Source organism: Paraburkholderia ginsengisoli NBRC 100965, assembly GCF_000739735.1.
GTDB lineage: Bacteria > Pseudomonadota > Gammaproteobacteria > Burkholderiales > Burkholderiaceae > Paraburkholderia > Paraburkholderia ginsengisoli.
The window spans coordinates 1-20,275 of record NZ_BBJF01000010.1 but is presented as its reverse complement, the minus strand read 5'-3'; the positions used below and the strand labels follow the sequence as shown (position 1 = coordinate 20,275).

Sequence of the window (20,275 nt, the reverse complement as noted above, 5' to 3'; positions counted from 1 at the left end):
TCAGCCGCCCACGCCAATTGCGGGATCCGGCTCGCCTTGGAGAAACCCCTCGCAAGAGAGGCAAAGCCGCCCCATCAGCGAGCTTGGGCGCCCGCCATCGGGCAGCTACAATGCGATGCTTGCCGGATCCACCGGCCCAATACTTTCCTAGCATATGGGCGGTCGCGAAAGCGCGGCTGCCGTTCCGACTCAGGTTGCCGATGGACTTCGAAGAACTGCCCCGCGCCACCCTTATTCGCCTGCTCCAAGAGCAGGAAGCGGCGTCGCGAGACGCCGGCAAAAACGGGATTGTGATGAGCTACACCGGGCGAACTGCCCCCTGGCAAATCATCCGTCTCGTCAAACCAAAACTAAACAAAATCGTAAAAAAATATTCCGCCGGCGATGAAGCGCGCCAAGCGGAAAACGAAATTTGGGACGGCGAGAATTTGTCCACGATGGTGACGCTCTACAAGCATCGCGGACAAGTCGACCTGATCGTTACGGACCCGCCTTACAACACCGGCGAAGACTTCCGATACAACGACAAGTGGGACAAGGATCCGAACGATCCTGACCTTGGCGAACTGGTCGCCAAAGATGACGGCTCGCGCCATAGCAAGTGGCTCAAATTCATGACACCGCGTCTTTGGATGATGCGAGAAATGCTTAAGCCTGGCGGCGTGATTGCCATTTGCATTGACCACCGGGAGCTTTATCGCCTAGGCATGTTGATGGACGAAATCTTCAAAGAAGAAAATCGAATCGGCATTATCAACTGGCAGAAAGCCTACTCGCCCAAAAGCGATACGGGCGGGAAGAAAGGCGGCGTGTCGACTGCGACCGAATACGTTCTCGTCTACGCCAAACAGCTGGACCGAGCGAAAACTGGCCTGCTCGATCGAACCGAAGAAATGAACGCCCGCTATGTCAACGAGGATGAAGACCCCGAAGGCGAGTGGGCGTCAGACAATCCGTCCGGGCCTGGCGCCGACACGCACCGGAAAATGGTCTACGCAATCCAGAGCCCTTTCACCGGCGCGCTGTTCTACCCTCCCGAGGGCGCTTGCTGGCGAAGCGATAAAAAGGACATGAAGGCGTGGCTGGAAGGCTGGGGATCTGCCTACGAGGAAAAATGGATTGATGACGGCAACGAGTTCACCGATGAAAAAAACGGGAAGGTCGTAAAGGTCAAGGCACTCGTTTTGAAGGGCGCAAAGTTCACCGCCGGCGAATCAGTGGGACCGGCAAGCGTGCTGTCCGAAGCCCAAAAATTGGCCGAGAGAATCCTGTCGAAAGGGCCTTGGCCTCGCCTTATTTTCACGTCCAAAGGCAAGGGCGGCCCGCGCTTGAAGCGCTACCTTAAAGACATCCGCAAAGGCAAAGTCCCTATGTCCTATTGGGCGGACGAGGACTACGAGCTGCCGCTGGATATTGAGACGCAGTCATGGGACCACGAAGAGTCTGGACACAGCCAAGCGGGCATCACCGAGCTTGACGCCGTCGTTGGCAAGGGGCACAACTTCAAAACAGTGAAGCCGCTGCGATTGATCAAGAAAATTGTTCAAATCTGGTGCCGCCCAGAGGGCGTTGTGTTGGATCCGTTCGCGGGCTCGGGCACGACGGGTCAAGCCGTGTTGGAACTCAATGCTGAAACCGCCGCCAAGCGCCGGTTCATCCTCATCGAACAAGGCAATACGGAAAAAGGCGACCACTACGCGAAAAGTCTAACGGCCGACCGTATCAAACGAGTCATTACGGGAGATTGGGCCAGCGGAAAGCGAGCCCCCGTGCAATCGGGTTTTCGTTTCGTTGAGTTGCAGCGAAGCAAAATCGACGCTGACGCGGTGAATGCTCTCGCGCGTGAGGAAATGATTGATTTGCTGCTGACCAGCTATTGGAATAAAGCGGAGAAGGCGAAGTCGTATCTTCAACGTTTGCCCGGTGGCTCGCATCGCCATTTGTTCGCGGTGAATCCGAAAAACGAAGGCTTCTTTTTGATTTGGGATGCTCCCGACGCAGACTCGGTGCTGAATCGCGACGCATTCAAACGCATCGTTGCGGAAGCCAAGGAAGCGAGCTTGACGGCTCGCTACCATATCTACGCATCTATCGCGACCTACACCGGAACCGGAATCGAGTTCTACAAGATACCCGACGCCGTTTTGGAGCAGATTGGCTTTGATCCGCGCTCCGACTCCTACAATAACGAAGACACCGAGGACGCGGTAGATGCTTGACCTTAAAGTATTTCAAACACATGCTGCGCAACTGATCGCCGAGCGCTACGCCTTTTTCGCCAACCACCCCGACCGGCCTTGGAAGGGAGGAAAAACGCCGCGGCCGTTCTTTCAGGCTCTTTCCGCGATAACGGGCGCCGGAAAAACCCCAATGCTCGCTCAGGCCGTGGCGCTCATGCGCGCCCATTTTTCTGCCGAGCCGATCGTTTTCTGGATCTCTAAGGCGAAATCAGTAGTCGCTCAAACGTTCACAAATTTCTCCGGCGGGAAATATAGCGAAATCGTTGACGGCTTCACGGTGATCAATGTCGGGCAGTTGACCCCCGGGCTCATCTCCGACGGATCGACGCCATTGCTTGTGCTCGCCACCACTGGCCTGTTCAATAACAAAGATCAAGCCGAAGGCGCGCTGAACATCTACAAACAGGACGCGGACTTGTTCGGCAATCAGTCACCGTGGGAGCGGCTCATCGAGCGCTTGGACAAGGGAAAACGCCGCCCCCTGCTGATTGTCTACGACGAAGGACATAATCTCTCGCCGCAGCAAACCGAGCTGCTTGCTGAGTTGGAGCCTGACGCTTACTTACTGGCGTCGGCGACACTGAAGCTCCCGGACGCCTTCAACAAATCGGTGATCCAGCACATCAAGCTTTGGGTGGACGACGCCGCGGGCGACGTGGCCGCGTTTGAAGAACTGCATGCGCTGAACGAGCACGGCGAGCCTGACATCGGACGATTCGTCACCACGACCGTAAGAAGCGAAGACGTCGTGGACGCGCAGCTTATCAAGCGCGCCATCCAATTCGATGGCACGACCGCCGCCATGGAGCATTGCCTTGACGAGCTGACGGCACGCCTGGGCGTGTTGCAAGAGGAGATTGATCTTCGTGGCTTGGGCTTCAGGCCGAAGGCCATCTACGTCTCCAAAACGAACATCGGTGACGATGGGCAAAAAGACGACCACGCCCTCCCCTTCCAACAGCGCCAAGCGCCACCGATTCGTATTTGGCGTTATCTGGTTGAGAAGAAGGGCGTCGATCCGAAGTCGATCGCGATTTATGCAAACCTTGCTTTTGCAGACGGAACAAAGCCCGACGAACTCAACCTCTTCTCGAAAGGCGACAGCGATTTCGACGACTTCACGACGGGCGACTATCAGCACATTATCTTTAACCTCGCGCTCCAAGAGGGTTGGGACGATCCGGCTTGCTATCTAGCCTACATCGACAAGAGCATGGGCTCTTCGGTCCAAGTCGAGCAAATCATTGGGCGTGCCCTGCGCCAATACAACGCGACGCACTACGATAACGCGCTGCTGAATTCTGCACACTTCTTCCTTCGCGTGGACAAGCAAAGCGTGTTCGTTGAGGCCATCGACGCAGTCAAGAAGAAACTGCAAAAGGAAGGCGCACCGATCGAAATCATCAGCAACTTCAGTGGCAGCAGCTCGGGCGCAATGGACATTAAGCCTAAGGATGACGTGTCCGTTTCGCTAAGCCCCGTCCGCGTCGAAGCGGACGCCGCAGCGAGTAAAATTGCGGAGCTCGTATCCCAGTTCACCACGTTCAGCGAGGGAACCGTCGACACTATCGCCCAAGCTCACGCGGCAAAAAAACTTGTCGACCTCAAGAAGTTGGATGGCGAAGACGAGCCGCCCTCATGGATTGCGCATGGCCAAACCAATCCCGTTCGGCTTCGCTGGTTGGTCAACAATGCCTTGCGCAGCCGCTCGAATCGCGCCCTAGCCGCCACCAACCTCAAAGGGGCGAAGTTCGACGTTCGAGTGCAAGCGCAAAGCAACGCGCACAAGCAGGCCGAATCCATGGCGGCGAACATCGTCAAAGCCTATTTCCAGCATTCGGAGCTTGTCTACGCCAGCGAAAACGAATTTCCGTTCGGAACCATGCGCGTTCCCAAAGCGGGGACTTCGTTCACGAACGGGCTTTATGAACGCTATCACGGGTTCAACAAATTTGAGCTGGCGTTCGCCCAGGCAATCGACGCAAGCAACTTCACGTGGCATCGCAACCCGAGCGCTGGTGGTTTTTCGATCCCGCTGCTCTCGGAAGGCGACACTGCTTCGTTCTACCCAGACTTCATCGTATGGAAGAAGGACTTGATCTATTGCTTGGACACCAAGGGCGGGCATCTTCTCTCGGACGCCGTGGCGCGAAAACTTTTCGACATTCAAGACAGCGGAAAGACAAAGATTCAAGTGCGTTTTATCAGTGAAGGCACACAATCCGAGTTGCGCGGCAAAGCGGTAAAAGGTGGCTACACGGTGTGGAAAATGAAATCGGGCAACCCGACGCCCATCCATGTGGACGACCTGAAAGACGCGCTGAGAGAGTGCTTAAAATAACGCTGGCATCGTGGATCAAATAGATAAATGGGCCCGCTGGCGAACAATTTCTCGATTGGCGCAGTAGCGCTGCCTAGCGACGGCAGTAGTGCCAAAATGGGGTTATCAGAAACGCGCCTGTTTCGCCGAGAAGCGGCGTCAGTCGTCGACCTAGCCTGTTCTGCGCGCATTTGTGCACGGGTCAATGGTGCGTTCGACTACCGCACCGACAATTTAATGAGATGCCCCGTAACTCCAACGCCTTTAAGCCCTGCTTACGCCTACCCGCCACCTCTCGCTGCTAGGTGGCCCTCACCGGAACGGGAGCTGCCGCCGACACATCTTAAAATTTTACGTCGGCGAACCGCGTGCCACACGCATCTTGGCGCTGCGGCCGCGAACAGACGCGCAAGGGCTGAGCCCTAGGAAATTCGGCTTATGCGGGTGCCCTTCCCTTCCTCGTTCCAGACCGCCAAATACCCCTCCTTATAGAGCCTGGCCAGCTCCGGCACTGCATCCTTATACTTTCCACCCCCGCAACGGCGTAGTCCTGCCTATAGTTGATGCTCGGCAACGCCAGCTGGAACATGAAGGCGTAAAGGAGGTCGCGATGGACCCCGTATTGGTAGTTTTCTTTACAATCGTGGCACTCCTCATCCTTTGGCCCGTAATTTCCCTTGCCAAGCGCGCACAACGAAGTTACGGGCTTCGCCGCTTCATCGAGCGGCTCGAGTGCGGCTCGGGACTCCGTCTGTTGTCTGCGGTCATCTGCGAAGGAGAACTCCTAGAAAATTAGTGTGATGCAGGTGGCCTTGTCTCTCTCGTTCTAGACCGCCAACCGCGCTTCCTTATAGAGACAAGGCCGCGCGAGTCGGTTGCTCCTTATTCAGCCGCCCTAGGCCAAGTAGGACCGTCTATAGTTGCTCCATGATGATTGCGATTCGGGTGGGCTATGGCTCCGGAAAAGACGACGTCCGCAACTTGGTTGCCCCTCGTAATATCAATCCTCGGTTTTTTCTTATCGTGTGCGTCGTTCTACGTTGCATATCGCGCTGAGATGCGCAAAGAGGACAAATTGTTGGCGGAAGTCGCGCGAGCGCCTACTTGCGAGGTGGACGCTTATGCTGGCAACACGTTTACGCTGTGCTGGGTGGTAAAGGTCACAAACCTGAGCGAAGATAAAACCGTAATTGTTCGCAGCGTTGTGTCCCAAGAGGACGGCCCGACTCGATATCAAAGCAGCGACTTTCAAGTCATTCCCCCAGATTTTGAAGCCAATACAGTCTTGTTTAATTATAAGAAGACAAGTCCCTTGACACTGGATACCGGACAAACGGCGACATTAGTCGTTCATTTACCGTTAGAGATGTCAGAGAAATTGAGGACGTTGTATTACGCTGTGAGTGATGAAAACCCGGACCACGTCGTTACCCTGGCAAGAATGTTTGGCTATCAGGGCAAGAACAACAGACCTTCTGGCGCACCGTCACAATTATGTCCAATGATCGGAGGGAAGCCTGCACCAGGGAACGTGCACGACTCTTACTCCTTGTCGCGCTGGTTGGCGAGCTGCGATGCCAAATATCGGCTCACCGTCACGACCGCTGGCGATGCCAATTTCGGTGCAGCATTGCCGGTCGGCTTTTTCTGAGTAATGAGCCGATCGCCCCGTAAGCGGCCGGCACGTCCCCACCACCGCCTATAGCGTCTTGACAGGCCAGTCCTCGGGTGGCGCTGCCCTTGGTCAATGATCAGAAGGGCTCTAGGTTTCACGAGTGGGCGAACAGAGCGGGCGCGTTACTTGCGTTCGCTGCTGCCGACTTTTCGGCCTACATTGCTCGACAGGCTAATCAATACAAGGATGGGCACGTAGACTTGTTGAGCACCTCGACTTGGCTGTGTATAAAAAGCCAGATTGCCCGATGAGCGATGAAAAAGGGAAGTCCGAGGGCGACGTTGTTGGGCGGTTGAGCGTATGTGGCTTGTGATCGTCACCAACTTTAGCGAAGACCGGCCACTGCTCGCTTCGATCACACCAACCGACAACGTATCGGAGTCGCAGCACGAGGGACTGAACGAACTCAGTGCGTCTGAAACGCGTGAAACGGCTTGTAACCGCTCCTGCGGCTAATGAGCGGGGATTGGGCGCCGCTAGCGCTTTGGGACGGCCAAAACGCGTTCTAGGCGTCCGTGTGCAAGGGTTGCAGGATGGTGGCTGGACAGACTGTAGTAACGTTGCGAATATCGTTGCCGTCCCACTCGGTGGGACGGTCGTCATCGCGACATTCGCCGGTATGCTGTCAGGCGGCAGGCGCGCATTTCTCCGGTGTCTTGATGAAAATTGTCGCCGAGAGGGCCGGGGAACTCTGGCGGAGTCGGCGGCGATTGATACGAAGGTAGCCAGCGTATCCGTGCTTGCGGAAATTTGGGTGAAGCGACACCGCGCAAACGTTGACGCAGCGAGAAACAGGGTGAGCATTCTAATAACTACATACAACACCTACACATCCAGATACACCGACTTATCTACAGGCATAGCCGTCTCCTCTACCCACATATCTAACACTGCCTCTACATGATCCGAGGGCCGTCACGTGGTGAAGGTTGTTCGCGCGCTTGTAACTGACGTCCAAGTCTGCTGACCATTCCTGCTCAACGCGGGTGTTTGTATCGTTAAGGCGACGATCGGTATGGCGTTTTGCGCGGCGTCGGTGTGCGGCATATATCAGATCCGTATCAGATCCGTAGCCTTGGCATTCTTCGCTTCTGCGGCCCTCGAGTTCAAGCGGATGTCTATTCGGTCTGGATACAATGCGCCTCGCCGACGCCCTACTCGCACTTCTGATCGCCATCGTCCGGTTCCCTACCCATCAATGCTCTCCTAGATCCGGAAGTCGTATATGCGCTGGATCTTCGGAACCGAGTTCGACTGCTAATCGGCTTGGTTCCGCAATGTCATCGATCAACCACGGTTTCGGCAATCGCTACGTCGCTGACCCAAACGACCGCCTTGATTTCGCCAACCGAACGGAGGCCAATATCGTCACCATCAAGTCAATCTTGACTAGATTTTGACTAGCATATATCCTGGTGCTTTCGAACAACGGTGCTATCAGATGGACGAGCTATACAGCACTCAAGCCGCAGCGGAATTTCTGTCTCGCGCACTGCCTGACGAGAGCGATAGCGCCTACTGGTCTAGCGTTCTCATCAACAACCGTCGGACCGATCGAGCGCCTGTCCATCGAATCCCGTTCTCCCGGATCGGGAAGGGTGCCTTTTACGCGCCTGAAGACCTGGCTCGGTTTGTCGAATTCGAGAAAGGCCGTCGCGTCGGAAACATTAAGCTGAGCGGGCCTGCCGCAGAGGCGCTACAGGCGTTCGGCATCGGCGAGAAAGGTGGCAGCGGCACAGGCCGCCGATTTGAAGTCGCCGGCGTCACGCTCCAGGTGGACGAGGCGACAGGAACGCCTTTCGTGCGACTCATCACGAATGCTCCGCTGATGGTCTATCGACTGGAACTGCATGAAGCAAGGGCGATCGCAAAAGCGCTTTCAGACGCCGCGAAAGCGGGAGAAAAGCTTGCGAGCTAATGGTGCTCCGAATACGGCCGCGTCCAATTCAGGGCACTCCGGCGGCGCTCGTTGTCTGACCGCATCCGCCGGTCTAGTCGATCAGCAACAAAATGCATACGGCAGCGCGCCGACAAAACGATGTTTGCTCTTGCGAAACGAAACAGTCAGTTTTGACTGGCGCAGTAACCAGGTAAGCCCGCTGAACGGAACAGCGCAGACAGCAATCAATACAAGTAACGAAATGGACTATAGCCATCTCCGCTTCAGAGCTGAAGTTGACTGGATTGAGGTCGAAATCTCGACAGTGACGCGGACGAACTTCCAGACAGTCAAGCGCGCGCTCAAAGCGACGCTGTCCATGCTCGACGATAGAAAGACGTTTGTTGAAGCTCAAGACGAAGGGCCGGGGGGAGCTGCATCTGTCTTCCGATTCCGACTGCATGACCCTGAAGCATGGAGCTTTGTCGCCTCGACACTGGAACAACTCGAGCGAAAATTCCATTTCGCTAATCCGGCGAAGGTGACAGCTATCGAAGTGGCTTTCGATGCCTACAGTAGGACAGAGAGCGCAGTCGAACTGGCCGAACAAGCCATGCGCTATTACAAGTTCTGCACACTCGTAGTTGCCAATAACGACAACTGCCGAATCTACCGAGACTTCAGAGGAAGCGGCGCAAGTATTCCGTTCCATCGCGGCGCGCTGGTGCGGCGTTTATCAGCCGGTTGGCAAATTGCGATTGGGAACAAAACGGACGATCGCTATCAGCACATTTACGTCAAGACCACCGACGAAAATGGGACGGCATTGCCGCAAGCGGACCACCGCGCACGAATAGAGATCACCTTGCGAGGCGACGCGCTGCCCTATCGCCACGTAGCCGAATGGGCAGATGCAGACTTCGCAAACGATTTGAGCATGTCTGCCAAGTTTCGCATGATGAGGCCAAATCTGAGCCTCCTGCAGAAATTGATGCTAGAAGACACAACGATACAAGTTGGCGAGCGCAAGCAGCGCTGGCGCGTTGCGAAAGACCGAAGTGGCTACAGCGGAGAGCGGCAATACCGCACGTCCACGAAGGCCGACAACATATTGAATGGAAAGGCGCGCGACGCATTCCGCGACCTGTCGAGACGCTGGCGCCAGAGAGCGGTGAGGCCGGTCAGTTGAGAAAATCTGGGGACGCCAAACACCCAAGTCCGCGCCATTTCAAAGAACGCGGTGGAACTCTAATAACTACCTATCCGTCACGACAGCCACCTCCGACATGGTGATGAAGCCCAGAGCGGACGGTGTGCCCGTTCTCGCGCAGGGGAGTGGCTTCGAGCGTTACATGGGCAACTTGATAAATGGGCGAAAGCCATTTTCGGGCGAGCTGATCCGGCGGCACCGTGGTTGCGGACCGTTCCCGCGGACCCGTCGCTATCATACGTCCCACATACGCACCGGTTAGCCTGATTTCCATCCGGCCGCGCTCTGAAGGCGTGCGCGTCGGCTAAAAGGGCGCCATGGACGTATCGAGCAGCAGGCAGCCGTAACTTGTGCGTAGAACCCATGGTGACATGTCGATGGGTATCGTCACAGTCGCTCTCTCGTCGCTATGGCGCGCGCTGTTGGCCGCGGCTACGCGCTATTGTTAGGCCTATCGGTCCACACCAGTTTATACGGACAGTCCAAAGCAACCAGATCGCCCCACCCGTGAAGCGAGATCGACTGATTCCTGCCCTTCAGTTTGTGATAGGCGAACAGCTCGGGCAGCAAAAGCTTTTCCAATTTCGAGCGTGCCCGGAAGCCATCCGCTTCGGCACGTGCCCGCGCATCGTGGAGCGCAGATTCGAAGTCATCACCTAGCATCTTTTTCACATCCACGGCCACATCTAGGTCGCCCAACGACGGTGCTTCTGTCAGGAAGCTGCCGAACACGGCGAGTTTCGTCAGGCGTATAGGCCAATCAGGAAACGAATGCTCGAACGCGTTGGCTCGTTCAATAACCGCAGCCAACAATTCATTCGCGCGCCGGTGCGAGATGGGACGTGCGGCCGAGGCGGCCAAAAACTGCATGCCTTCGCCGTATATCTCCCAGGTATCGCTATGTCCGGTGTGGCGACACCAACCGCGGCGCGCCAGTTCTGCCATAAGCACGGCAGCTCGTTCGCTACTTGTATTCAGTGCTTTCGCTATATCGCCCTCGTTAAAAAACGGCATGCGTCGCAGGGCGTCTCTTACGCTAAGGACGGGAAAGCCAGCGAGTGACTCGATCGAATTGAGGCGCATCAGTAAAGGTCTCCCTGGGTTAGGTTGTGATGATCGCGAGCACCGCGTCGCGGTCGATGATGACAGGCACACCGTCAGAGCCTTCAGCGATAAAGCAGAATGACTCAATCAGCTTCTTCTCTGCATGACTAAGCATTGTCCCGCCAATGAGCGGTTCCACCAAATCTAGTAGACCCGGGTGATACTCGTTCAGCGCGACGCGCATGAGATAGGCTACGTCAAGATCGGCGATAACAGCAAATGTTGGAACGAATTGCATGGGTAGCTTCGCCGCACCGCGTCGAATTGCTTTAACGAATCCAGCGCTACGACATTTGTCTCGCGTGCAATTTGCTCGTCGGATTTGCACGCATCGCAAAATGCACGATCGAGGATTTCGTGCAAACGCAAAACGCACGCTTTTCTGTCCGTCATGTTCTCACTCTCTCTAAATGATGATGAATCGATTGTAGAGAGCCGAGTGCTAACGTAATACTGGCATTCGACGTCGCGAACCCAACTCTAACTAGACCTTAACTCAACGGAAGAAGGCACGTCCTTGGTATAGTTGAACGAGCCGATGGCAATCTGTTCCCCGCCCGCACACCGAGACATCGGCACTCTGTAGAGGGAGTGGTGTCGAATAAAAGACTTCGCCTCGATAGAGAGGCGATGAAACGCCGTCATGCTATGCGGTGTTGCTGTGTTTGCGACATCGGCCAACCAGCTTGGATCCACCTTGGACGTTAAAGCATCGGCCAGATGCATCCTTGCTGGTGCAATCAAGTTTGCACCGCGCCTACCGTCGCGGGCACTAGCAGATTGAACGCAGCCGTCGTAGCTAGGAGCTATCTCAAAGCGAGTGAGAGTGGAGGTCCTAGGGTTGCCGGTGGACTTTGATGGGGATGGTCTCCTCGCCGGCGAAGGAATATCTCGGCTCCTTATATGTCCAGCACACGAGAGGACGATGTATTGGCTGCCCGACGATGACCTTCACGCACCGACTTCAGGCATCCATCGTCGTTCGCGGCGCCACTTCTCATGCCGCGCTTGAGTCTTGCGCACGCGCAGTTACACTGCAAGTATTAATGATCGTGACTTCGGGTGTCCAATGAAAACGACTGTGAAACGAATAGACGGATCGATCGCGGTGATTCTCCCGCAAGAGATCGCCGACGCGGCCGGGATAGATGAGCAATCCCAGATCGCGGTGACGCTTCTCAACGGCGTCATCGTGATGCGACGGTTGCCACAACCGTTTTCTCGCGAACGCTTTATCAGACAGGCGAAGGCGCGTGATCCATCGGAGCAACATCCGTTGATTGATTTTGGTCCGCCGCAAGGCAGTGAACTCGGCGGACCCGATGATCCGACGGCCGATGATAAGCCGTAGGAATGGCACAATTTAACTCAATAGTCCTAACAGGTTCCCTTCGTCGACGTCGCCCTCGACACAAAAACTCAGGTCGCTCCGCTTGCTGGGTCGATGCGTCACGCTCAAGTCAAGGATCGGTTGATCGAGCCAGTCTATCGTTTCAATCGATATCGGCATCGCATCATATGAAAAATTACCGAAAAAACCGGCGTCGCGAACGTCGTGCGAGACTTGGCGGAGCAACGGGCAAGACACGCTAATCATTTAGAAACTAGCATAAGAAGTGAAGGTCATTTTTTCTTTCGCGCGCTGGTTGTTTGCAAACTCAGGTAGCGTCGCTCATAGTTGTCGAGCAAGGCTGACAACGCGCTATCAACTGCGTCGTGCTTTTCTGGGTTGCGTAGCTTGCCGAGCAGGCGCTGAAAGAACTTATAGGAAAGGCGCACAATCAGCTTCTTTTCATTAGTGAAAATCTCGCGGACCCAGTCGAGTTCGGCGCCAGAGTGCAGATTTTCGTCGTCGTCTCGCGTCACCAAGAAGCCAAGACGCCCGTAGGCGCCATGGAGATACGTTGACATCTGTCGATATTCGTCACGCCCAACAGATCTGTAATTTTTGGCATCAAATACGACCTGACGGACCCCATAGTCCTTTTCGATACGCGACCAAGCTGATGATTTCGCCAGATTCGTTCCTACAATATCGCGGCGTTGGACCGCGTTCCCGTTCGCTTTTCTTTCCACATTGCTTAGGTGGCCTGCGAACACAGTCTGCACGGCGGTAAGGGTCCAAACCTCAAATTCATCGGCGTCCTGCCTCCCTTCTTGAATTTGCCCCAGCTCTGCGATAAGAGACCCGATGCGCTGAGCCCTGATTTCCGGTGAAGTTGACGTGACCTTGATCTCATATTCATCGTTGATCTGTTCGGCCTCATCTGGAGCTAAAGCGTTACGCGAAAGGTTAAGAGCTATCCAATAGCATGGATGCACAAGAATTCGATCGTTTGATGTAAATCCTCGATCTGGCTGACGACCGTCATGACAGAAAGTGAATGTATTTGAGTTCTCGTCGTGCGTGCCAACAAACCCAACACTGTATAGCGAACGAATTACGCCATCGCTTTTTAGAATAACGTAATCTTGCTCAACCGCCTCGCCGCCGCCTGCGGCTTTGATTGCGCTGGGCATGCCGTCGATAATTGAAAGCGCGTCGCGGTATGTCATCTCCGGTGCGCCATGCTCGAACATTGATACGGCCACAGTTAGAGACGGGATGATCGAGCTATATTCCTTGCGAAGATCATCAAGGCGGTTACCGGAGATAGCCTTGGCGGTCTTTTCAAGATCTCGCAAAACAATCGTGGCGCGGTCCTCGCGCGCGGCACTAAAGAACGCTTGATTCAATAAGGAGAGAAGATCGCGTGGGCGATAGAGAGTGAACTGGAGGCATTTTTTGAAACCTTCAATGCCTTGGAGTTCCCGACCGAGCCCCTCGTTCGCCGTGCACCGATCCCAAATTTTTTGGGCGTTTTCAATCTGCATCCCGAACGCAGTGTTCAATCTCTTAGCAACAAGATGCTGAAGTTGGTATGTATCCCAGTGAATTGATACAACTTCGCCCTCAATGTTTCGGGTATAGTCGGGATCAAATTTTTGCACCGCACGCAAAATATTGTCGCGCTGGAAGATGACGGGGCGCACACGGTCGTATCGCTTGTTTACTTCTGCAACCACAGCGATAGCGCCAGACACGATCGCGGCCCCGGTTTCATCGTTCTCGTAGCCTTCGTCAAGCTTGTCAATCAGAATGAAGAATCGCACAGAAGAGGCGTCGAGCAGGGTCGAAAATGCGCGCTCTAGTTCATTAATCTCGAGCGTCTGGTGAAGACTGCCGATGAGCCCCTCAGGATCGGCACCCGCGGCACGCACGAGCGGCGCAATGCGCGAGGATAGCGCGGTAAAAAAATCACTCGGGACCGATTGCCAGCGCTTGATGTGTTCCTGCGCAATCCGATAATCAGCGATGCGCTCACGCGTCTTAAAATGCTTTGCGAGGTGGCAAAGCATTTCCATCAGAAAGCCATATTTCCAAACAATGCGGGCGACCGATCGCACGTAAGAATACCTTCCCTCAAAAGGCTTGAAGATCGAACGGAAGCTGATCGTTTGAAAGTCTTCAGGCGCGATCGCGATTACGTTTGCGGCCTTTTGAGTGCCCCAAAATTCCTGAAGCTTCGCAAACATTGCGCTTTTGCCTGTTCCTCGACGCCCGACAACGACCGTGCTGTCCTTTGCTTCCAGGATAGAGCGATATTCCGGTGTTTCGATGAAGTTTGCGAGCAGGAGCCTTGCGTCATTTTCAGCTGTCTGCTCGCCGAGTAAGCTGGCACGTAGCGGTTTCATTACTGATCCTCTTCGCTCGGATTCTTTGTTGGATGTGAGACTTCCGCGCCAGGATTTGACTTTGAACTGGGCGCCTGCAAATTAAACCACAGTAGCGACGTTGGTCGATCAGAATGAGTGCCTGCACGGTAGTTGAGGATCTTATCGGGAGCCGCTTATGCTGTGAAGCAATGTGTTTTTACCTAACCGACGATGAATTCAGTATGCTGAGGCGCGGGATTGGTTTCAGTTAGCCTTTTGAATCCGGACCGCTTAGCAGTGTGGAGGCTTTTTGGGCTGCCCGCTGCAACGCCCTGTCGGCAACTCGACCGACCTAAATCACGCCCCGCACACATCGCAGGCGAAGGTGACCTGCTCAACCGACGGCACTAGCGCTCGCACGGCAGGCGCGAGCTGAAACATCTCGACGATGGGCTTACGCTTGTTCGCGTCCTTCTTGTTCCAATAGACCTTGCCGGTAATCAGCTTTGCCTCGTGCCCGACGATTGGCGCTATCTGGTGCTCCGAGATGCCGCGCTCGTCGTCCAGCAGGCAGGTAATGAATCCATGTCGGAAAGAGTGAAAGACGGTCTCCTGTTTCGCTGTCACGCCAGCACGGCGACGAAACTTGCCGAACCACTTCGACGCCTCGTGACTCGTCGTCGGCATCAAGCTCAACTCCGGAAACAGTCGGGTTTCGCCCCGCGCTCTGAGCCGATCGACGTAGCGAAGCAGGCCGAGGGCAACAAGTTCGCTGTGAATGGGAACCAGGCGTCGGGCGTTATCGTTCTTGAGCTTTTGTTCGGGCTGCTCGTCGTTGATCGCTATACAGTGAATTCCGTCGATTTCCACGAAGTCTGACAGGCTGATCTGGCAGAGCTCTCCCAATCGAGCACCAGTGAAGATGCCAAGGGGCATGAGCCAATATTCGGAAGGAAAGCGGAACCGGCGAGCTGCGAATTCGGCCGAAGAGAACAGCATCGCAAGTTCGTCGTTCGTGAAAGGACGGCGCTCATAAGTCGCCTGCTTTTTGCCCGCAGCAAACTCTGCGGCAGGGTTAAACGTGATGGAAAACCTTTCGCTCTTGCAACACCACCTGAACAGGCTGCTGATGCGAGACATGTATTCGCCGGCAGTGCGTGGTGCCATGGGTGGCAAGCCCATTTCTACGACATCCGCGAGACTCTTTCCCGCCTTCGCTCGCAACTTGGTCAGGTTCGCAGGCAGCCGCTTTAACAGATTGACGAACTCGATCATGTCGTCGGTCTCGAATCGATCGATCGGGCGATCGCCGAAGTGCTCGCGCAGCAGCCCGAAAGCAGCGCGATTAGCCCTCTCGGTGTGCGGGGTCCAAGAGTCCTTTGCGTTCTTCGCCCGGATGTAGGCTTCGACGGCTTCTGACAGGCGTGGTGCGACGCTTGGCGAGGTGCCTCGAGGGGCGGCAACGACACCTGCCGATCTCACCGGAGTCGGCAAACTCTCAATGGGTTCTGCCAAAGATGGCGACTCAGCGGATCCCGATAGTGTTGATCCAACGCGCCCGCTGGCCAGCGAAGCCGTCTCGAGCATTGTGGGTAAGCTTCGAACAAGATCCGGTAGCCGAGCAGGGTCGGCGCCACGCAGTTCGCAGAAGAGCTGTTGAAGCGACGCCTTGAGCGTCTGTGCAGTAAGGCTCGCGTCGCGGACGCTGGAGGTTCCGAGACTACGCCAGCATTCCCGGACTCCGAAGATGGGTCTTAAGTCTTCCGGAATCGCGAGTCGGAAATACAACACGCCGTAGCGGTTGCGGTGCAGATGTGCGGGGAGCTTAAATGCCATCGCCGGTTTGCCTTGTGTGACACTGTTGCGTGACACCAAGCCAGAACCGGCGACGTTTGGAGCAAAATTCCTTTGCCCTTCAATGAGATACGTATTCTTGGTGGAGAGGAGGAGGATCGAACTCCCGACCTTCGCATTGCGAACGCGACGCTCTCCCAGCTGAGCTACCCCCCCAACGTGCGAACAATTCTAGCACAGGCATTTTCTCTTTTGCCAAGCCAAAGACGTGGCAAAAAACCACCACTACGCATCACCACATCACTTCGACGGCGCGCCCGCCAGCACCCAATCCACCACTGCTCGAATGTCCGCATCGCTCATTGATTGATGGGCCGGCATCGGAATCATGCCCCACACCCCGGAGCCGCCCTCCTTCACCTTGCGCGCCAGTTTCGCTTGCGCCTGAGCATCGCCCTTGTACTTCGCGGCGATCTGCTGAAACGAGGGGCCGACCAGTTTGCGATCCACCGCATGACATCCCATGCACGCATTCGCATTGGCGACAATCCGACCGCGCTGCGCACCGGCATCGGAGGCAGCGAACGCCGTCGTCGCAACAAAACTCGCCGCCGCGCCGAGCATCAGCGCGGCGACAACAGCAACGACGCCATGCCTCATGGCGTCGCCTTCGGATTACCCGGACGCACCGAGTTCGAATTGCTGACCGGTGCAGGCGCCTGCTGCTCAAGCGGCCGAGCGCTCACTGACGAATCCGGAATCGCGCCGACCGTCGGCTCGCCCGCATCCGGCTGCGAAGCCGCCACCGGCGCGGTCGCCGCCGCAGTGGCTGCCGCCGCGGCTTCCTGCGGCTGGATGTACTGGAACACCTTCACGACCTGGACTACGCCCGGCACGCGGCTCGCGACGTCGGCGCCGCGGTTGCCTTCGTCCATCGTGACGAGGCCCATCAGATACACCGAACCCCGCTCCGCCACCACCTTGAAGTTGTTCGCCGAAATGTTCTTCTCGGCGATCAACGCGGTCTTCACACGCGTCTCGAGATAGGTGTCATTAGTGCGCGACGAGAACGAGCTGGCCGGCATGATCGCCAGTTCGTTGACGATCGTATTGACGTTGTTCAAGCCGCGTACGATGCTCTCGGCGCGCTGCTTCGACGCGTCGCCCGCCACCTCGCCGGTCAGCAACACGCGGCGATTGAACACCGCCACGTTCACGTGCGCGCTATCGGGCAAATTCTGGCTGATCTGCGACAGCGCCTTCACTTGCAACTCGCGATCCTCCGTCTGCGCGCCTAGCGTGCGACGGTCGGTCGCCACCAGCGCGCCGCCGCCCGCCGCACCGGCCACGGCCAGGAAGCAACCCTGCAACGTTGCGGACAGCCCCGCCGCGAACCCAACCACCAGCACGGTTCTCACCAGTGTCTTCTTGATGCGGAATACGCTCATCAACTAGCTCTCCTTCGGAATCAGTCTCAGTCTTCGCCCAGCAACATGGCATCGATGCCGTCGCATAGACAATGGATGGTCAGCAAGTGCACTTCCTGAATGCGCGCGGTGCGATCCGACGGCACGCACACGTGGATGTCGGTATCGCTCAATACTTCCTGCATGCGTCCGCCGCCCTTGCCGGTCAGCGCGACCACGATCATTTCGCGCTCGTGCGCGGCTTCGATCGCGGCAAGCACGTTCGCGGAATTGCCGGACGTGGTGATTGCGAGCAGCACGTCGCCCGGTTGACCGAGCGCCCACACCTGCTTCGAGTAAATCTGTTCGAACGAATAGTCGTTGGCGATGGCGGTGAGCACGGAGGTGTCGGTGGTCAGCGCGATAGCCGGCAAGCCCGGCCGCTCGCGTTCGAAGCGGCCGATCAGCTCCGCGGCGAAATGCTGCGCGTCGGCCGCCGAGCCGCCGTTGCCGCACGCGAGAATGCGATTGCCGTTGGCGAGCGCGGCGAACATCGTGTCGATCGCAGCGGCGATCGGCATCGACAGGGTTTCGAGGGCTTCGAGTTTGACTGCCGCGCTGTCGCGGAAGTGTTGTTGAATGCGTTCGACTGACATCGAGTCTCTATCTTCTACCGCGAATGGACCGCACCGCGCGGCCGTGTTGTGAAGTCGTATTGCGAAGTCGCGTGACGCCGATGAGGCTCGCCGGCGGACACGATACGTAAGCGCAAAAAGCGTCGCGGAATGCGCGTTTACCGTGTCGCTGACGTTGCCTCGCGGCCCGCACGCGAGCGCAAGTTTATCGCACTCACACGCGTTCTCCGCGCACGGCGTCAGACTTCGTCGGCGCGAAACGCATCGCGCAGCCAGACGAGCCGGCCGCTGTCGAACGCAACCACGTCGAAACGGCACGCGGGCTGATCGCGCGAACCGTGACTGCGCGTCGCCAGGTAGTGCTGCGCCGCGCGCACGATGCGCTGCTTCTTCTGCCAGCCGATACTCGCTGCCGCACCGCCATAGCGACGCTGCGCGCGGGCACGGACTTCGACGAACACCAGCGCGCCGTCGCGATCGCGCATCACGAGATCGATCTCGCCGCCCCGGCACGACACATTGTGCGCGACAAAGCGTAAACGCTGACGCTGCAGGAATTCGCGCGCGCGTGCTTCGAAGGCCGCGCCGACGAGCTTGGACTCGTTGGGTCTGGAAAAGTTGTGCGTGGCGGCCAGTGCTGCGGTGGGCGAACGTTTTATCGTCGTGATCTTTCCAGGCATCGGCGCCAGACTCGGCGTCGATGTCGACTTGCTCAACGTCGGGACCGGCGCGATCGTCGTCGCCGCCCGTCCACGCTCGCCGCCCAGCCCGCTCGACCCCGCGTGGCACAATGGCGGCCTCCTTTCGTCTGTTTGCGTCTTCTGCCTCATGACTCCTCTCTCCGAACTCGCGCAAGGGCAGCAGTACCCCGCCGCCGCGCTGTATGTGGTGGCCACGCCGATCGGCAACATCGCCGACGTCACGCTGCGCGCGCTGCATGTGCTCGGACTGGTGGACCGCATCGCTGCCGAAGACACCCGCAACACCGGCCAACTGCTCGCGCGCTACGGCATCTCGAAGCCGCTCGTCGCCGTGCACCAGCACAACGAACGGGCCGCTGCGCTGCGCCTGATCGAGCATCTGCAAGCGGGCGAACGCGTGGCCTACGTCTCCGATGCGGGCACACCCGGCATCTCGGACCCCGGGGCGAAACTCGTCGATGCCGTTCGGGAAGCCGGCTTTCCAGTCATCCCGCTGCCCGGCGCCAGCGCGCTCGCGACCGCGTTGAGCGCGGCCGGCGATTGGGTCGCGACGTTCTCCTTCCTTGGCTTCTTGCCGCCGAAACCCAAAGCCCGCGCGACGACGTTGCAATCGCTGGCGCAACATCCTCATGCGATGGTGTTCTACGAAGCGCCGCACCGGATCGTCGAAACGGTGCAGGCGCTGGCCGACGCGTTTGGCGGCGAACGCAAGCTGCTGATCGCGCGGGAACTGACGAAGTTACATGAAGCGCTGCACCGTGGCACCCTGGCCGAAGGGCCAACGTGGCTCGCCGCAGACCCGAACCGGCAACGTGGCGAATTCGTGCTGGTAGTCGAGGGCGCGTCGCCAGAGGCGGTCGGAGAGCACGATCACGACGCGTTGCTGCGCATCCTGCTGGAAGAGTTGACGGTGAGCAGCGCGGCGAAGGTCGCGGCGGCCATCACCGGCGCGTCGCGCAACGCGCTGTACACGCGCGCGCTGGCGCTGAAGGCGGACGAAGAATAAAGCCGGCGGACAAAAGAAAAGGGCCGCGCAGTTTGGAACTGCGCGGCCCTTCGTTTTTTCTGCGGAGAGCGGAGACGGCATGCATGGCCGCCGTGCTGCGCGACGCTCCGGGTGCGTCAACGCGCCGGTCGTCGCGCCTACATCATTTATCGGCGCTCGAACCCGAGGTCGACGCCAGCGTTTCGTTCAGCTCGGCGCGAGCTTCCTGCTGCGTCAGACCTTCGATCCGCACGCTCGCCGTCCCACTATGACGCATGTCGAGCGCAGTCGCTGCCGCCGCCGACAGGTCGATCACTCGACCGCGCGCGTACGGACCACGGTCGTTGATACGCACGACGACCGAGCGCGAGGTAGCCGGATTGGTCACGCGCACATACGAGCCAAGGGGCAGCGTACGATGCGCGGCCGTCAGCGCGTGCATGTCATAACGTTCGCCGTTGGCGGTACGACGGCCATGAAAGAAGCGGCCGTACCACGAAGCGCGACCCGTCTGACGGAAGTCGGACGCGTCCGCACCGTCGTCGGTCAGAGGCTTGGCGTCGGCCAATGGCGTGCCTTGGGCAACCGGGCCGGACGCAGGCGCGCTGCCGTAGGATTGCGGTCCAAAAG

At 57.4% G+C, this 20,275-nt stretch carries 16 protein-coding genes and 1 tRNA gene; 7 read left to right on the top strand and 10 right to left on the bottom strand.

Features of this window, described 5'->3' with window-relative positions:
* Positions 1-200: 200 nt before the first annotated feature.
* The 5 genes from BGI01S_RS18355 to BGI01S_RS18335 all read left to right on the top strand — a co-directional run bounded on the left by BGI01S_RS18355 (position 201) and on the right by BGI01S_RS18335 (position 9,303).
* Positions 201-2,219, top strand: coding sequence for a site-specific DNA-methyltransferase (locus BGI01S_RS18355; protein WP_042327399.1), 2,019 nt, complete (start codon positions 201-203; stop codon positions 2,217-2,219).
* Positions 2,212-4,581 (top strand): DEAD/DEAH box helicase family protein, encoded by a 2,370-nt coding sequence (locus tag BGI01S_RS18350; protein WP_042327398.1) that lies wholly within the window; start codon positions 2,212-2,214, stop codon positions 4,579-4,581. The genes BGI01S_RS18355 and BGI01S_RS18350 overlap by 8 nt, the downstream gene beginning before the upstream one ends.
* A gap of 1,036 nt (positions 4,582-5,617) precedes the next feature.
* Entirely contained in the window at positions 5,618-6,211 is a 594-nt protein-coding gene (locus tag BGI01S_RS30285; protein ID WP_157004225.1) for a hypothetical protein, read from the top strand.
* Between the two features lie 1,465 nt (positions 6,212-7,676).
* Positions 7,677-8,153 carry a hypothetical protein gene (locus BGI01S_RS18340; RefSeq protein WP_232624320.1) on the top strand — a complete coding sequence of 159 codons (477 nt, stop codon included), beginning with the start codon at positions 7,677-7,679 and terminating at the stop codon, positions 8,151-8,153.
* A 130-nt stretch (positions 8,154-8,283) separates the two neighbouring features.
* Positions 8,284-9,303, top strand: coding sequence for a hypothetical protein (locus BGI01S_RS18335; protein WP_157004224.1), 1,020 nt, complete (start codon positions 8,284-8,286; stop codon positions 9,301-9,303).
* Between the two features lie 453 nt (positions 9,304-9,756).
* On the opposite strand, the gene BGI01S_RS18330 is transcribed toward BGI01S_RS18335, so the two are convergent.
* Together BGI01S_RS18330 and BGI01S_RS18325 are read right to left on the bottom strand one after the other, a co-directional pair.
* Complete coding sequence (locus tag BGI01S_RS18330; protein ID WP_157004223.1) at positions 9,757-10,407, bottom strand: hypothetical protein; 651 nt, start codon at positions 10,405-10,407, stop codon at positions 9,757-9,759.
* Between the two features lie 19 nt (positions 10,408-10,426).
* On the bottom strand, positions 10,427-10,666 hold the full coding sequence (locus tag BGI01S_RS18325) for a hypothetical protein (RefSeq protein WP_042327394.1): 240 nt from the start codon (positions 10,664-10,666) through the stop codon (positions 10,427-10,429).
* A gap of 843 nt (positions 10,667-11,509) precedes the next feature.
* On the opposite strand from BGI01S_RS18325, the gene BGI01S_RS18320 reads away from it, so the two are divergent.
* Positions 11,510-11,779 (top strand): AbrB/MazE/SpoVT family DNA-binding domain-containing protein, encoded by a 270-nt coding sequence (locus BGI01S_RS18320; RefSeq protein WP_157004222.1) that lies wholly within the window; start codon positions 11,510-11,512, stop codon positions 11,777-11,779.
* 272 nt (positions 11,780-12,051) lie between these two features.
* Here BGI01S_RS18320 and BGI01S_RS18310 read toward each other — a convergent pair whose 3' ends face one another.
* From BGI01S_RS18310 to BGI01S_RS18280, 7 genes are all read right to left on the bottom strand, one after another.
* The gene (locus BGI01S_RS18310) at positions 12,052-14,163 is read right to left on the bottom strand and encodes a P-loop ATPase, Sll1717 family (RefSeq protein ID WP_042327391.1); all 2,112 of its coding nucleotides are present in this window, start codon (positions 14,161-14,163) and stop codon (positions 12,052-12,054) included.
* A 318-nt stretch (positions 14,164-14,481) separates the two neighbouring features.
* Complete coding sequence (locus BGI01S_RS29010) at positions 14,482-15,960, bottom strand: site-specific integrase (RefSeq protein WP_052400495.1); 1,479 nt, start codon at positions 15,958-15,960, stop codon at positions 14,482-14,484.
* 98 nt (positions 15,961-16,058) lie between these two features.
* Positions 16,059-16,134 (bottom strand) — tRNA-Ala (locus BGI01S_RS18300).
* 84 nt (positions 16,135-16,218) lie between these two features.
* On the bottom strand, positions 16,219-16,578 hold the full coding sequence (locus tag BGI01S_RS18295; RefSeq protein WP_042327390.1) for a c-type cytochrome: 360 nt from the start codon (positions 16,576-16,578) through the stop codon (positions 16,219-16,221).
* Entirely contained in the window at positions 16,575-17,366 is a 792-nt protein-coding gene (locus tag BGI01S_RS18290; RefSeq protein WP_042327389.1) for a BON domain-containing protein, read from the bottom strand. Before BGI01S_RS18290 ends, BGI01S_RS18295 begins: the two co-directional genes overlap by 4 nt.
* A gap of 26 nt (positions 17,367-17,392) precedes the next feature.
* Positions 17,393-17,980 carry a phosphoheptose isomerase gene (locus BGI01S_RS18285; protein ID WP_042327388.1) on the bottom strand — a complete coding sequence of 196 codons (588 nt, stop codon included), beginning with the start codon at positions 17,978-17,980 and terminating at the stop codon, positions 17,393-17,395.
* 218 nt (positions 17,981-18,198) lie between these two features.
* On the bottom strand, positions 18,199-18,750 hold the full coding sequence (locus BGI01S_RS18280; RefSeq protein WP_408638592.1) for a YraN family protein: 552 nt from the start codon (positions 18,748-18,750) through the stop codon (positions 18,199-18,201).
* A 37-nt stretch (positions 18,751-18,787) separates the two neighbouring features.
* On the opposite strand from BGI01S_RS18280, the gene rsmI reads away from it, so the two are divergent.
* A complete protein-coding gene (gene rsmI, locus BGI01S_RS18275; RefSeq protein ID WP_042327387.1) occupies positions 18,788-19,666 on the top strand; it encodes a 16S rRNA (cytidine(1402)-2'-O)-methyltransferase in 879 nt (292 codons plus the stop codon).
* A gap of 142 nt (positions 19,667-19,808) precedes the next feature.
* On the opposite strand, the gene BGI01S_RS18270 is transcribed toward rsmI, so the two are convergent.
* Positions 19,809-20,275, bottom strand: a 467-nt coding sequence (locus BGI01S_RS18270; RefSeq protein WP_042327449.1) for a septal ring lytic transglycosylase RlpA family protein, incomplete at its 5' end; no start/stop codon positions are given.